General features: G+C 63.9%; 12 protein-coding genes and 2 tRNA genes. 8 read left to right on the top strand and 6 right to left on the bottom strand.

Annotated features, from left to right (window positions below):
- Positions 1–230 precede the first annotated feature (230 nt).
- Positions 231–305, bottom strand: a tRNA-Thr gene (locus ACVILL_RS38070).
- A 105-nt stretch (positions 306–410) separates the two neighbouring features.
- On the opposite strand from ACVILL_RS38070, the gene ACVILL_RS38065 reads away from it, so the two are divergent.
- The 4 genes from ACVILL_RS38065 (at position 411) to ACVILL_RS38050 (ending at position 2,710) form a co-directional block, all read left to right on the top strand.
- Positions 411–704 carry a dienelactone hydrolase family protein gene (locus tag ACVILL_RS38065; RefSeq protein ID WP_456733725.1) on the top strand — a complete coding sequence of 98 codons (294 nt, stop codon included), beginning with the start codon at positions 411–413 and terminating at the stop codon, positions 702–704.
- 91 nt (positions 705–795) lie between these two features.
- On the top strand, positions 796–1,527 hold the full coding sequence (locus ACVILL_RS38060; RefSeq protein ID WP_456733724.1) for a HoxN/HupN/NixA family nickel/cobalt transporter: 732 nt from the start codon (positions 796–798) through the stop codon (positions 1,525–1,527).
- A 163-nt stretch (positions 1,528–1,690) separates the two neighbouring features.
- A complete protein-coding gene (locus ACVILL_RS38055) occupies positions 1,691–2,161 on the top strand; it encodes a hypothetical protein (protein ID WP_456733723.1) in 471 nt (156 codons plus the stop codon).
- Positions 2,162–2,254: 93 nt separating this feature from the next.
- Positions 2,255–2,710 (top strand): hypothetical protein, encoded by a 456-nt coding sequence (locus ACVILL_RS38050; RefSeq protein WP_456733722.1) that lies wholly within the window; start codon positions 2,255–2,257, stop codon positions 2,708–2,710.
- A gap of 337 nt (positions 2,711–3,047) precedes the next feature.
- Here the strand turns inward: ACVILL_RS38050 and rlmB are convergent, their stop codons facing one another.
- Positions 3,048–3,875 carry a 23S rRNA (guanosine(2251)-2'-O)-methyltransferase RlmB gene (gene rlmB / locus ACVILL_RS38045; RefSeq protein WP_456733721.1) on the bottom strand — a complete coding sequence of 276 codons (828 nt, stop codon included), beginning with the start codon at positions 3,873–3,875 and terminating at the stop codon, positions 3,048–3,050.
- 195 nt (positions 3,876–4,070) lie between these two features.
- On the opposite strand from rlmB, the gene ACVILL_RS38040 reads away from it, so the two are divergent.
- A tRNA-Tyr gene (locus ACVILL_RS38040) sits at positions 4,071–4,156 on the top strand.
- Between the two features lie 80 nt (positions 4,157–4,236).
- On the opposite strand, the gene ACVILL_RS38035 is transcribed toward ACVILL_RS38040, so the two are convergent.
- Genes ACVILL_RS38035 through ACVILL_RS38020 form a run of 4 tightly spaced genes read right to left on the bottom strand, consistent with a single transcriptional unit; the run spans position 4,237 to position 9,878 of the window.
- Entirely contained in the window at positions 4,237–5,064 is an 828-nt protein-coding gene (locus tag ACVILL_RS38035; RefSeq protein ID WP_456733720.1) for a hypothetical protein, read from the bottom strand.
- Between the two features lie 19 nt (positions 5,065–5,083).
- Positions 5,084–8,203 (bottom strand): efflux RND transporter permease subunit, encoded by a 3,120-nt coding sequence (locus ACVILL_RS38030; RefSeq protein ID WP_456733719.1) that lies wholly within the window; start codon positions 8,201–8,203, stop codon positions 5,084–5,086.
- Positions 8,200–9,387: an efflux RND transporter periplasmic adaptor subunit gene (locus ACVILL_RS38025; protein WP_456733718.1), complete on the bottom strand. Its 1,188-nt coding sequence runs from the start codon at positions 9,385–9,387 to the stop codon at positions 8,200–8,202. The genes ACVILL_RS38030 and ACVILL_RS38025 overlap by 4 nt, the downstream gene beginning before the upstream one ends.
- A complete protein-coding gene (locus ACVILL_RS38020; protein ID WP_456733717.1) occupies positions 9,384–9,878 on the bottom strand; it encodes a hypothetical protein in 495 nt (164 codons plus the stop codon). The genes ACVILL_RS38025 and ACVILL_RS38020 overlap by 4 nt, the downstream gene beginning before the upstream one ends.
- A gap of 181 nt (positions 9,879–10,059) precedes the next feature.
- Between ACVILL_RS38020 and ACVILL_RS38015 the strand changes: the two genes are divergently transcribed.
- The 3 genes from ACVILL_RS38015 (at position 10,060) to ACVILL_RS38005 (ending at position 14,230) form a co-directional block, all read left to right on the top strand.
- Positions 10,060–10,959 carry a LysR family transcriptional regulator gene (locus ACVILL_RS38015; protein ID WP_456733716.1) on the top strand — a complete coding sequence of 300 codons (900 nt, stop codon included), beginning with the start codon at positions 10,060–10,062 and terminating at the stop codon, positions 10,957–10,959.
- Positions 10,960–11,315: 356 nt separating this feature from the next.
- Positions 11,316–11,558: a hypothetical protein gene (locus ACVILL_RS38010; RefSeq protein WP_456733715.1), complete on the top strand. Its 243-nt coding sequence runs from the start codon at positions 11,316–11,318 to the stop codon at positions 11,556–11,558.
- 1,208 nt (positions 11,559–12,766) lie between these two features.
- Complete coding sequence (locus tag ACVILL_RS38005; RefSeq protein ID WP_456733714.1) at positions 12,767–14,230, top strand: catalase; 1,464 nt, start codon at positions 12,767–12,769, stop codon at positions 14,228–14,230.
- Positions 14,231–14,245: the final 15 nt, after the last annotated feature.

Below are 14,245 nucleotides of genomic sequence, written 5' to 3'. Positions count from 1 at the left end.
CGGCATCGGGCGTGTCGATCTGGATGGAGAACGAGATGTCCATGCGCTTCGGTTTCAAGCCGACATCGGCAAGGCCAGTCTTATGGCTGGGACGGCTCGTGGTTTTTCTCGCGCTTGAAGTCCATGCGCGCGCCGGCGAGCGCAAGCCTCCATGATCTGCCGGTCCACGCCTTCGAGACCCGCGTGGCAAACCGGTACCTGACGGCGTGCGATGAGCAAGCTTGGAGGGCTGGTGCCGGCTGAGGGGATTGAACCCCCGACCTTCAGTTTACAAAACTGCTGCTCTACCGCTGAGCTAAGCCGGCGAAATGGAGTGATTTGCGCGCTCGCATAGCAGACTTGGCGCGCCAGAGCCAGAACCTGTCGCCACAGCGTCCTAGGCGGACAAAAGGCGGCCGCGGAGGCCGCCTTTGGGCAGGTATCGGCTTCCCGTTACTGGCAGAGGTGCGGGCGGCCGTCGTTGCCGCGGAACCAGCTGCCGGGGGCAGCCCGAAGTCGACGCCACCGGATGCGCCGCGACCGGCTGCTGCTTCGGCGGCACGGTTGCGCTCGAGCTCGCGCGCGACGGTGCCGACCTCAAGGCCGTCGTCAGCTTCCACGGCGTGCTCTCGACCACGCGCCCGCGAGGTTGCCGACTGGCAGGTGATCAGCTACGGCAACGTGCTGCACGGCTTCACCAACCCGTCCGCCGACGGCTATCATGAAGTCGGCGCTCTACGACTCGCGGGCCGATCGCCGCTCCTGGACGGGCGATGCTAGGCCTGTTTCACGAGGTGCTGGGCTGACGAGGCTTTGATGTTCGGAATCTTGAGTCTCGGTTTCCTGCTCGGCATGCAGCATGCGCTGGAGCCGGATCATATCGCAGCCGTTTCGAGCATCGCGGCGCGCCGCACCCATGTCAGTGACATCGTCAAGCACGGCCTGACCTGGGGCCTCGGCCACACGCTCACGCTGTTCGTCTTTGCGGGCGCCGCGATCCTGCTCGGACGCGCGATCCCCGAGACGGTCGCGCAGCCGATCGAGACCGCGGTCGGCGTCATGCTGGTCGGCCTCGGTGCGCATGTGTGGTGGCGGCTGTGGCGCGACCGCGTGCACTTCCACAGCCATTCGCATGGCGACGGCACCACGCATTTCCACGCCCATAGCCATGCGGGGGGTATCACGGCGCCTGCGTCCACCGCGGCGCCTGCGTCCGCCGTGCCGCATGCCCGCGCGCCGCACAGCCATGCGCACGGCTTCCGCTGGCGCACGCTGCTGGTGGGCCTGATGCACGGCATGGCCGGCTCGGCGGCGCTGCTGGTGCTGACGGTGTCGCAGGCGCCGAGCCCGGTGATCGGGCTCGGCTATGTCGCGCTGTTCGGCATCGGCTCGATGATCGGCATGGGCTTGCTGTCCAGCGTGATCGCGGTACCGCTGGCGGCCTCGGCGCGCTGGCTGACCTGGGCCAATCGCGGCCTGCAAATGGCGGTCGGCGCGGTCACGATCGCGATCGGCATCCACTCGATCGTCGAGAACGCCTTCACCTGACCCGGACGCCAGCCGTTAACGATTTCTGATCCGGCACGGCTGCATTGACCGGATGCCGATGCTTACGCGTTAGGCTTACCGGCAGTTTGGCCCGCGTCCTTAACCCTTACGCCGAGCCGTTGGATTAGGCTGCTCCTGGAACAATCTGGGACGCTGGGTGAACATGCGCGGAAGTCTTGCGCTGGCGATATTGGCTGCGATGGGCTCGACGGCGCTGGCCGGCGGCGGCTTCGACATCGTCGTGCCGGTGCGCCCCGGCGTGCCCATCATCATCAACGGCGTCGACGCCTCCTACGCGGTGGTCGAGAGCGCGATGGGGCTTGCCCGCAACGAGTCGATGGTGCCGACCGTCTTTGGCGGTCGCCCGATCTCTCCCGAGCCGAATGTCGGCCACTATTATCCGAGCCTCGGCCGCATGCCGGGTTACGGCCGCCTCGAGATCGAGCCGCCGGCCAACCGCAAGCTGCCCAAACCGGCCGAGAGCTATCATCAATCGTGGGGGGCGCAATCTGCGCCGCTGCCGGCACAGTCCAACGTGCCGGTCGATCCGCCACCGGTGATCTACGCGCCGGAGTTCAACGGGCCGCGTCCGCTGCCGGGTCCGGTCCCGCGGCCGCGTCCCCGAGGCCCCTAATCAAATTGCCCATCAATCAAGTGTCCTCAAACAGGGACTCTTCATAGCCACCAAGAGCTACGCGACGAACAGAGAGACCTACAGGAGAGAGTAATGCGTCAAATGATCAAAGGACTGATTGCGGCCGTGGCCGTCATGGTGGCCGCGCCCGCAATGGCGTGCGGCTTCAACCCCTGCGGCTATTCCGCACCCGTCGTGAACTACGGCTGCGGCGGTTGTGGTGGCTACGGTTACGGCTATGGCTACGCCGGTTACGGCGCGGTCGAACGCCTGCCCGACCCGGATGCGGTCTATCCCAACGCCGCGCAGCAGTACTATTACGTCAACCAGGGACCGACCTATACCGGCCCGGGCAATTGGGCACCGCGGCCGTACTATCGCGAAGGCTACGGCCGCCCGTATTACGGCTATCGCCGCTTCGGCTATGGCTACGGCTACCGTCACTACGGCTACCGCCATTACTATCGGCCCTACCGCGCGCATTACGGCTATCGCTACGGCTACGCACCGCATCGCTACGGCCGTGCGCCGCTGCGCCGTTACTACTGATCCGACGATCGGTGCGAGAACCGGTTCAAGACATCAACGCCCGTTCGCATGACGCGAGCGGGCGTTCTTCGTTTGACAATTGAAACCGGGTCGTCGCTTCGGGAAGGGGCGCCGCATCCCCCGCAACCGACCGCCGCCGGTGCGCGCTGCCAAAATATCGAAAACAACCCCATGCAAAGGAGCTGGTGGGCTGCCGGCGTTCGACAGGCGGCTTGACACGTCGGGCAACTCAGGGGTATTTTTCTAATATTCCGAAATGGTGCAGGTGCCGTCTCGCAAGCGCCCTCTGGCCCGCAAGTGCTCCCATCAAGTGCTGCGGCCCCATCCGGATATCAAGCTAACCCATCAGGCCGAGCCGGCTGGCGCCGATATAGAGCGCGAGCACGGCGGCGTTCGACACGTTCAGGCTCTTGATCTCGCCGGGCATGTCGAGGCGGGCGACGGTGCGGCAGGTCTCGCGCGTCAATTGCCGCAAGCCCTTGCCTTCGGCGCCGAGCACCAGCGCCAGCGGCGCTTGCAGCCCCACCTTGCCTAGATCCTCGGTGCCTTCGCTGTCGAGGCCGACGGTCTGGAAGCCGCGCTCGTTCAGTGCGTTGAGCGCCCGCGCCAGATTCTGCACCGTGACCATTGGCACCAGCTCGAGCGCGCCGGAGGCGGATTTCGCCAGCACGCCGGTCGCCTCCGGGCTGTGCCGGGCGGTGGTGACGATCGCTTTCACCGCGAACGCCGCCGCCGAGCGCAGGATGGCGCCGACATTGTGCGGGTCGGTGATCTGGTCGAGCACCAGCACGATGCCCTCGAGCGCCAGCGTGTCGATGCCGGGCGAGGGCAGGGGATCGGCCTCCGCCAGCAGGCCCTGGTGCACGGCATCGGGGGTGAGGCGCCGGTCGATGTCGCCAGGCCGGACCAGCTCCGGGGTGACCCTGGTCGCGATATTCTCCTCGGCGAGCCGCCGGGCCGCGTTCTCGGTGAGGTAAAGCTTGCGGATCTGGCGGTCCGGGTTGGCAAGCGCGGCCGACACCGTGTGCCAGCCATACAGAATCACCGGTCCGTCGGAACCGGATTCGCGGTCCCGCCAGGCCGGCGGACGGGCAAATTTCGGCCCTTTTTGGAAGGGCTTACCGCCCTTGCCTCGGAAATTGGGTTTGCGGTCGCGATCGCTCATGTGAGGCTTGTGTCACGGGTGTCGAATATTGGCAATTTAACCGGCAAATAGGCGGCCCGCTTGGTTGACTTTGGGGACCGCCTTCCCCCATAAACGCGCCCGACCGCGCACCCGCTTCGGGGCCGACGCGGTTATCAGCGTCATTTCGATGACCGGTCCGCCGCCACTCGCGCGGCCGGTCTGATGCTGTTGGACGGGGGAGTGTCCCGAGTGGCAAAGGGAGCTGACTGTAAATCAGCCGCCTCATGGCTTCGCAGGTTCGAGTCCTGCCTCCCCCACCATATAACTATCTGACATAGCAATGGTTGTTTGAGATGGGGCCGCCGCGCGAAAACTGCTGGCGCTTGACCCAGCGGCTGGGTCAGCGCCGGGTCAAAATTACATCAATCTGATCGAATCCTTGGACCGGACACCGGTTATCCACCGACATTCGAATCCTTGAACTGCCTGCCAGGTGACCGGATCCATTCCTAACCCGATGCTCAATCTGGCCGAGGGTAGCAAGGTCGCCGTTCGCGAGCGCAGAAGAGCTAGATTGGAGCACGGCGCGTGAGGCTCTCGGTGCATTGAGTGACTGCAAGTGCAAGCTTGCCTTTAGACTTCTCGGATCAGTTCGCACCTTTCCCTTGGCGCGAAACGTTCTTGGCGTGTTGCTTGAAAGAGACGTGTGATGATTACGATTAAAGTTGTTGACCGCAGGATTGATCGCTTCCGCGCTGCTGCCACGCTCGTCATGTCGCATGAAAACTGTGTCGGCGAATGAGACCCGCGGAGAGCTCGTATGCAAGCGTTCCGTCTTTTCGATGGGCATCTTTGGAATCCTGCAACGCCCGTCAGCGCCTCGAGCGAAGCGCCGGCCGATCAGCTGGGTGGTAACTGCGATTTTGGAGAAAGCCGCAGACCTCCTGAGAAGTAGTTGAAGTGCGCGGAGTGCCAGGGCTGCACGATCAGCTTCGAAGCTTCCGCCGTGCCTGGTCGCAATACGAAAGGCTGTCGTAGTTTTAATGGTCCGCTCGCGCGTAGCGTAGGCATATTGCTCTTCGCAGACCCAGTTTGGTGCGCCAATGCGGCGATTCAGATCGGCCTTTCGAGCAATATGGCCAAATCTGAGTTCTTTCTTGCGGCAACGGTTGCGTTGACGTTCGCAAGCGATCGGCTCGGTGGCCCGGATCCCTGATTTGGCGTCCATGTGGCATCTACGACTCTGGTTACAAGACCGGTTCGCTATCGTGGGCTCCAACGCACTGCGTGCGTGTGGGCCGATTGGCGAGCCACCGAGTGATGCCGTCAAGATAGATGTAAACGACCGGCGTCGTGAACAGCGTCATCAGTTGCGAGACGATCAGCCCGCCGACGATCGCGAAGCCGAGCGGCTGACGCAGCTCCGACCCGGTGCCGGTGCCGATCATTAGCGGGACGCCGCCGAGCATCGCGCACATCGTCGTCATCAGGATCGGGCGGAAGCGGGCTCGGCAGGCCTGATAGATCGATTGTTCGGCGGAGAGATGCTGGTGCCGCTCGGCCTGCAGCGCGAAATCGATCAGCATGATGCCGTTCTTCTGCACGATGCCGATCAGCAGGATGATGCCGATCAGCCCGATCACGTCGAGCCCGAAGCCGAACGCCCACAGCGCCAGCAGCGCGCCGAGCCCGGCGGACGGCAGGGTCGAGAGGATCGTGACCGGATGGACCGTGCTCTCATAGAGCATGCCGAGGATCAGATAGACGGCGACCACCGCGGCCAGGATCAGGATCGGCGTCGACGCGAGCGCCGCCTGGAACGCTTGCGCGTTGCCCTGGAAGCTCGTGACCACGGTCGAAGGCACGTGCAGATCGGCGGTCGCCTTCTGGACTGCGGCGACCGCAGTTCCCACCGCCGTGCCCGGTGCCAGGTTGAAGCTCAGCGTCACCGACGGAAACTGGCTCTGGTGGTTCACGGAGAGCGGCGCGGTGCCGTAATCGATGCTCGCGATCTGGCTCAAGGGTACCATCGTCCCTGCGGACGAGCGGACATAGATGCGGTTGAGCGCGTAGGGGCCGAGCTGGAACGACGGGTCGACCTCCAGGATCACGTAGTAGGTGTTGAGCGTCGTGAACAGCTGGGCGACGTGACGCTGGCCGAATGAGTCATAAAGCGTGTTGTCGACCGCGGCCGGATCGATGCCGAGCCGGGAGGCCGCGTCGCGATCGATCTGCAGCTTGAGCTGACGCGCGGCGTTGGCCTGGTCGGTCGCGACGTCGGCCAGTTCCGGCAACGTCTTCAGCTTCTGATACAGCTTGCCGGCCCACAGATTGAGCTCGTCCTGGTTCACATCGGTGAGGGTGAACTGGTACTGCGTCTTGGACAGGCGGCTGGCGAGATTGATGTCCTGCGTCGCCTGCATGAACACCGACATGCCCTTGATGCCCTGCAGTGCGGTGTCGAGCTGCCGGATCACCTGATCGGCGGACGCGTTGCGCTCGGCTCGCGGCTTCAACAGCACGAACAGCCGGCCGTTGTTCTCGGTCACGGTCGGGCCGCCCGGTCCGATATAGCCGGTCGCGTTGGCGACCGAGGGATTCTTGGAAATGACGTCGATGACGCTGCGTTGCAGCGCTGCCATCTGCGCCGGCGAGATGTCCGCCGAGGCTTCCGTGATGCCGGTGATCATGCCGGTGTCCTGCTGCGGGAAAAAGCCCTTGGGAATGCCCACGAACAGCAGGCCGGTCACCGCGACGCTTGCCAGCATGGTCGACAGGGTCGTCGCCTTGTAGCGCAACGCTCTGGCAAGCACGGCTTCGTAGGCCGCCTGGATCGCTACGAAGCCGTGTTCCAGCGTGCGCGATACAGCGCCAGCCCCGGCGCCCTGATGTGGCGACAGCAGATAAGCGCACATCATCGGTGTCAGCGTGACCGAGACGATCACCGACACCGCGATGGCAACGCACACCGTGACGGCGAATTCCTGGAACATGCGGCCGATCACGCCGCCCATCAGCAGCAGCGGAATGAACACCGCGATCAGCGAGACCGAGATCGAGATGATCGTGAAGCCGATCTCGCCGGCGCCCTTCAGGGCGGCCTGCATCGGAGAGAGGCCTTGCTCAATGTGCCGCGAGATGTTCTCGATCATCACGATGGCATCGTCCACGACGAAGCCGACCGCGATCGACAGGCCCATCAGTGACAAATTGTCGAGGCTGTAGTTGAGCAGATACATCACGCCGAAGGTGCCGATCAGCGAGATCGGGACCGAGACCGCTGGGATGATGGTCGCCCACAGATTGCGCAAGAACAGGAAGATCACGCCGACCACCAGCGCGATGGTCAGCACCAAAGTGAGCTGAACGTCAGCGACGCTGGCGCGGATGGTCTGGGTGCGGTCGGACGCGATCTGGACCTTGATGTCGGACGGCAGGCTAGACACCAGCTGCGGCAGCAGCTTCTTGATGCCGTCCACCGTGCTGATCACGTTGGCGCCGGGCTGGCGCTGGATCGCGAGGATAACCGCAGGCTTGTCGTTGTACCAGCCATGCAGCGTAATGTCCTCGGCCGCCACGATGGCATGCCCGATATCGCGCAGCCGCACCGGCGCGCCGTTGCGGTAGGCGATGATCAGATCGTCATACTTGTTCGCGTTGAGCACCTGGTCGTTGGTGGCGAGCGTATAGGCCTGCTGGCTGCCGTAGAGCACGCCCTTGGGCTGGTTCACGGTGATGTTGCCGAGCGTGGCGCGCAATTGCTCGAGATCGAGCCCTGCGGCAGCGAGCTTGGCCGGATTGACCTGCACCCGGATCGACGGCTTCTGCATGCCGCCAATGGTGACGAGCGAGACGCCCGGCACCTGCGACAATTTCTGCGCCAGGATGCTGTCGGCATAGTCGTCGACCTTGGTCAGCGGCTCGGTGTCCGACGTCAGTGCGATCAGCAGCACGGGCACGTCGGCCGGATTGACCTTGTGGAAGGTCGGCGGCGACGGCATGGTCTTGGGCAATTGCCCAGATGCCGCATCGATCGCAGTCTGCACGTCCTGCGCGGCTGCATCGACGCTGCGGTTCAGCGCGAATTGCAGCGTGATCTGGGTGTTGCCGAGCCCGCTGCTCGAGCTCATGCCGGTCAGGCCGGCGATCTGTCCGAACTGCCGCTCCAGCGGGGTTGCGACCGAGGAGGCCATGGTCTGCGGATCAGCGCCGGGCAATTGCGCGGTGACCTGGATGGTCGGGGTATCCACCGTCGGCAGCGCCGAGACCGGTAGCCGCACGAAGGCGATCAAGCCGACCAGCACGATGGCGATGGCCAGGAAGGCGGTGGCAACGGGCCTGCGGATGAATCCTGCGGAGACGTTCATGGCAGCATCCCTGCGCTTGCGGTGGTTGCGTCCTGGACCTGGTCTTTCTTGTCGTCGGGCACGATCTCGACCGTGGTTCCCGGATTGAGCCGGTACTGGCCCGCGGTGACGACGGTCTCGTTGGCTTTGAGGCCTTGCTCGATCAGGACCTGCCCGTCGCGCGATTGCCCGGTCGTGACATTGCGGATGCTGACCACGTTGTTCGGACCGACCATGTAGGCGAAGGCACCGTCAGGACCCTGGCGCACCGCGGTCAGCGGCACGGTGAGCGCGTTGTGGCGAACCGCGATGGTCAGATGGACGTTGACGAAGGTGCCGGGCCACAGCGTGTTACCGGCATTGGGAAACGATGCCTTCAGCTGTACCGTGCCGCTCGAGCTGTCGACCTGGTTATTGATCAGCATCAGGCTGCCGTGGTCGAGCTTGTGCTTGTTCTGTGCGTCATAGACGTCGACCGAGGCGTCGCCGGATGCCAGCGCCTGCTGTACGCCGGGGATCTCGCCGGACGGCAGCGTGAAGATCACCGCGATCGGCTGCAGCTGGGTGAGGACCACGAGCCCGTTGGTGTCGGTCGGGTGCACGATGTTGCCGGGGTCGATGCGGCGGATGCCGGTGACGCCGTCGAACGGCGCCGTGATGGTGGCGAAGCTCAGCTGGGTCTGCGCGACCTCCAACGCCGCCTTGTCGAGCGCGACGGTGCCTTCGCCCTGCGAGACCTGCGAGTCCTGGGTATCGAGCAATTGCTGGGTCGCAAAGCCGCGATTGGCGAGCGGCTGCGTTCGCGCCAGATTGGTTCTGGCGTTCTTCAGGCTCGCCTCGTCGCGCGCCAGCGCGGCCTCGGCCTGGTCGACCTGGGCCTCGTAGACCCGCGGGTCGATCCTTGCGAGCACGTCGCCGCGCTTCACCTGCTTGCCCTCCACAAAATCGACGCTGTCGAGCGTGCCCTGCACCTGGGTGCGGATGGTCGCCGCGTTGATCGGCGTCACTGTGCCGAGGCCCTCGAGCACGATCGGCACATCATGTTGCAGGACCTTCGCCGCCGTCACCGGGACGGTCTTCGGCGCGGCTATCTGCGGAGCCGCATGCATCGCCCCGTCCGGCCGGTACACGACATAGGCGCCGCCGCCGATTGCGGCGGCGGCCACCAGGCCCGCGCACGCAATCTTGAAAGTTTTCGATGTCATGGGTCACCAGCTCCATCGGTTGTCCGGCGGCCGATCATTGCAACCAGCTCCAGGACAAAGGTTTCAGTTGCGCTCGCTGCGGCCGCCTCGGCCCCGCGGCCGGCAGTCAGGTCGAGATTGATGATGCGTGCGTCGAGATCGGCGGCGCGCAGCGCGCCGATCAGGCTGCCCTGCGGCGCATCGTCGTTGCGATGAACGACGAGCCGGATGGCGGTCACCGTCGGCACCACCGGAAACGGCAGTGCGTCGGAGGCGACGTCGATTGCGACGATGCCGCCGCAGGGCAATTCGCTGCGCAGCGCCAGTTCGAGCATGCGCCGCGCGACCGCCCCTTCGCCCAGCAGGATCAGCTGCCGCGGGCTCATGCCGGTGCGGTCGAGCGCCGACGCAACGCCGTTCAGGATGCCGGCATAGCTGGTTTCGCGAAGCGCGATCGGCTGCCATGTCGCGAGCGGCGTGAGCCGCCGCCAGCGCGCGAAAGCTTCCGGCATGGCGATCTCAGCGGTATCCGGGGCGACCAGGACGCCGACCAGCACGCCTGTGGCCGCGCGGAGGGGCGGGGCTGCGACGGCGCTGTGCGGGCTCTCGGGCATGCCCGGAAGCTGGGCCCACGCCCGATATTATTCAAATGAATTGTCTTTATCCGTCAATTCATACCGTGCATGATGCAGCATGCGGATGCGTAATCTCGACCTCAATCTGCTGCTGGTGTTCGATGCCATCATGCGCGAGCGCAGCGTGGTGCGCGCGGCCGGCGCGCTCGCCATCAGCCAGCCCGCCGTGAGCCACGCTCTGAACCGGCTACGTCATGCGCTGAAAGACCAGCTGTTCGTCCGCACGCCATCCGGCATGCTGCCGACGCCGCGCGCCGAAGCGCTGGCGCTGCCGGTCCGCAAGGCGCTCAGCGAGCTGCAGCTTGCGGTCGAGGGCGATCGGTTCGATCCGGCGCAGGCGGAACGGCGCTTCAGCATTGCGGTCAACAATTATGCCGCGGTGGTCGTGGCCGGCGCGATCATCGCGGCGGTGCGCGCGCAGGCGCCCAAGGTGCGGCTGACGCTGGTGCCGAGCGGGACGCTGAATCTCGCCGACCGGCTCGACCGCGGCGAGCTCGATCTTGCGATCTCGGCGCGCGTGCTGGAGGGCGAGCGCTTTGCATCCCGCCGGTTGATCGAGGACCGCTTCGTTGCAGTCCTGAGAGCCGGTCATCCGGCGCTGCGCAAGAAGCTGACCGGCGAGACGCTGGTCGAGCTGTCGCACCTTGCGATCACCTCCAGCGGCGAGGATCTGAATTTCATCGACGTCTGGCTGCGGGCCCGCAAGGCCGAGCGCACCATTGCCTCCGATGTGCCTTATCTGTCCGCCGGCGCCGTCCTGGTGCAGTCGAACATGGTTGCGATCCTCGGACGCAAGCTCGCGCTCGAATTCCGCCGGGCCTATCCGATCGAGATGCGGGAGCTGCCGTTCGACGCACCGACGCTGCAGAGCGTCATGAGCTGGCACCGCCGCTTCGACGATCTGCCCGCACACCGCTGGCTCAGGGACACCATCGTTGCTGCTGCGGCAAGCGCCTAGGCCCGAATGGGGCGCCTCAGTGGTAGCGCGGGGCATTGATTGCGAGGCGTGGCACGATAGATCTGCGCGCGCGACGGCCCGCGAATGCCAACTCATGGCGATCGTCGCGTGCGGGGCCATGACAAGCAAGTTGCCATTGAGCTCTCTATCAGCGAAATCACCGTCAAGATGCGTCGCGGCGGCGTCATGCGCAAATTGGGACACGCGCAGCATAGGCCGCTCGCAGACGCTGGACATCGTTGGCCTTCGCGAAGTCTAAGCGGTTGTCGAGTACGGCACTCCAGTCGCTTGTCCTCCGCCGAAGTTCGTGCGTTACCCGGATGGTGCCCAGATCAGATCAAGGGCGATCGCATTTCTTGCTGGATGCCATTGGTGACGCACCGGCCAATCATTGGCGAGACCGAAACGTCACGGTGTTGGTGACCGCAGGCGAACGGCATGTCTCGATCCAGGTCGAGCAGGACGCCGCAGATCTCGACGTCAACTTCGCTGCAGCAATCGCCGTCGACCCAGCATCGCTGAGAATCGACGCGTCGTCCGAAGCCGATCGGAACCGAGGCCAATATTCCGTCGTTTGCATAGTCAAGCCGCTAGACTAGCCCGCACGCGCAGGTAGTCGAGGGCCCGCCGGATTGATCGGCTCAAAATCCTGGCCGAGTCCATCTCCGCCAGCGGCGGCTCTGTTCGGGTGCGTGCGCTCGACGTCGTCAACCGTCAATACCCAGGCCTTCCTTCTCTTGAGGTGTTATAGGCCTGCGCGTAGGCCTATTCCCATAGGCTGGCTTGAATGAAGCGACGGCCTTGCCACTGGTCCTGGGCGTATAGGGATTGGTGCGGAGGTGCTTGAGGCCGAGGCGCTTAGCCATCCTTGAGGACCGGCACGCCTGATCGGAGCGACTATTTTCCTTCGATCCCGTGAGTGCTCGGCAAAAGGCTGATCTGCGGTCGCGAGCGCCGGAACGTCTCGCGCTCCAGCGCGAAATCGGTGAGGGATTGCCGGCGTCAACGGCGCGATCGAACTCCACTCCCGACAATGCATATCGCCCTTGACGTTTGACGAATGTCTGGCGGAGAGAGTGGATCATTTCACGGTTCGAGGCGGCGGGACAATAGAGCAAGGAATAGTCAAGATGGACGGCATTCGAGTCGTGCTCGTAGGTCGCGAAATAGTAGCCAGCCTCCGCATCTTCTCCACACCTGGCGACAACAACCCTGCGAACCTCGGGGGGAGACGGTCAATCCGCTCGGCGCTCCAGGGAGGATCGCGAGGAGCGACAGGTGCAGCAGTTGCCCCAAATGACCATCCCAACGCGACGGCGGCAGCAAGCAAGGACGTCGGCGTTCCGAATTTTGATGCAACTGGCTTCGATTGGAGCCATTGCCGCGGCTGACGTCGTGGATGATCTGACGTATGGCTGGATGGCATCCAGGAGGTAGCGTTCGATGCCGTGAAGCTGCACTCTCTTGCGCGTGTAAACATAGGGACCCTCTAACGACACGTTCGGATGCCGCAGAGATGGCAGGAATACCTGACGTCCAGCTGAACGGATCGCGTACGCCCAGGCTTCGGGGATCAGCCAGCGTCACGGTTACGTTATTCGGCTAATGCAGAGCATTGGCGCAAGACCGCTACAATTACAGCAACAGAACCTAAGTCGCCGCCAAGCAGGACCCCTACATTTCCGTCGTACCCGGCTTCTCGCAAACGCAATTTGTCAACAACCGACGTTGCGCACGCAAGAGTAGTTGCCGCAGAGAGCGGCGGCGCTGCCGGGGGTCTCAATGTCTCGCGATACAGGAGCAATCCGTGGCCAAACGCCCGACACTCACCACCGATAGCGGCATGCCGGTTTCCGACAACCAGAACAGCATCACGGCGGGGCCACGCGGCCCGGTGCTGATGCAGGACTTCGTGCTATTCGAGAAGCTTGCCCACCAGAACCGTGAGCGCATTCCCGAACGCGGCCAGCACGCCAAGGGCTCGGCTGCCTATGGCACGCTGACCGTCACTCACGACATCTCGAAATACACCAAGGCCAAGGTGTTGCAGAAGGGCGCAAAAACCGAAGCGTTCCTGCGCTTCTCGACGGTGGCGGGCGAGCGTGGTGCTGCGGATGCCGAACGCGACGTGCGCGGCTTCGCGCTGCGCTTCTATACCGAGGAAGGCAATTGGGACATGGTCGGCAACAATACACCCATATTCTTCGTGCGCGACGCGCTGAAGTTTCCAGACTTCATCCACACGCAGAAGCGGCACCCGAGGACCAACATGCGCTCGCCGACCTCGATGTGGGATTTCTGGTCCCTGTCGCCGGAGAGCCTGCACCAAGTGACCATCCTCATGTCGGATCGCGGCCTGCCGCAGAGTTATCGCAATATCGACGGCTTCGGCTCGCATACCTACTCGTTCATTAATGCCAAGAACGAACGCCACTGGGTCAAATTCCACTTCAAGACCATGCAGGGCATCAAGAACTGGACGAACGCCGAAGCCGCCGAGAAGGTCGCCTACGATCGCGAGACCCATCAGCGCGACCTGTTCGAATCGATCGAAAAGGGCGATTTCCCGAAGTGGAAATTCTCCATCCAGATCATGTCGGAGAATGATGTCGACAAGCACTGGTACAACCCGTTCGACCTTACCAAGGTCTGGCCGCACAAGGATTACCCGCTGATCGAGGTCGGAATCCTCGAGCTGAACCGCAATCCGCAGAATTATTTCGCCGAAGTCGAGCAGGCCGCGCTCTCGCCCGCCAATATCGTGCCCGGCATCGGCCACTCGCCGGATAAGATGCTTCAGGCGCGCATTTTCTCCTATGCTGACGCGCACCGCTATCGCGTCGGCGTCAATGCGGATCAGCTTCCTGTCAATAGGCCGCGCTGCCCCGTCTACACCTACAACGTCGACGGCACCATGCGGCTCGCGGGCAATCCGAATCCTGATGCCTATTACGAGCCAAACTCGTTCAACGGCCCGGTGCAGGACGATCGCTTCCGCGAGCCGCCGCTGAAGATTTCCGGCGATGCCGACCGCTACAATCACCGGGACGGCAACGACGACTATCGTCAGCCCGGCAACCTGTTCCGGCTCATGACGGCCGCTCAGAAGGAGCAACTCTTTCAAAATTACAAGGCGGCGATGCAAGGCGTTCCGGTCGAAATCGTCAAGCGGCAGATCGCCCACTGCTACAAGGCCGATCCCGAATACGGCGCTGGCGTCGCGAAGGCGATGGGCATCGATTTCAAACCGCAAACCATTGCAGCGGAGTAGGGTCGCTCGCTTCGC

The sequence above is a fragment of the Bradyrhizobium sp. USDA 3364 genome, from assembly GCF_054056355.1.
Note: the sequence above shows the minus strand (reverse complement) of the source record. Positions and strands in the feature narration are given on the sequence as shown.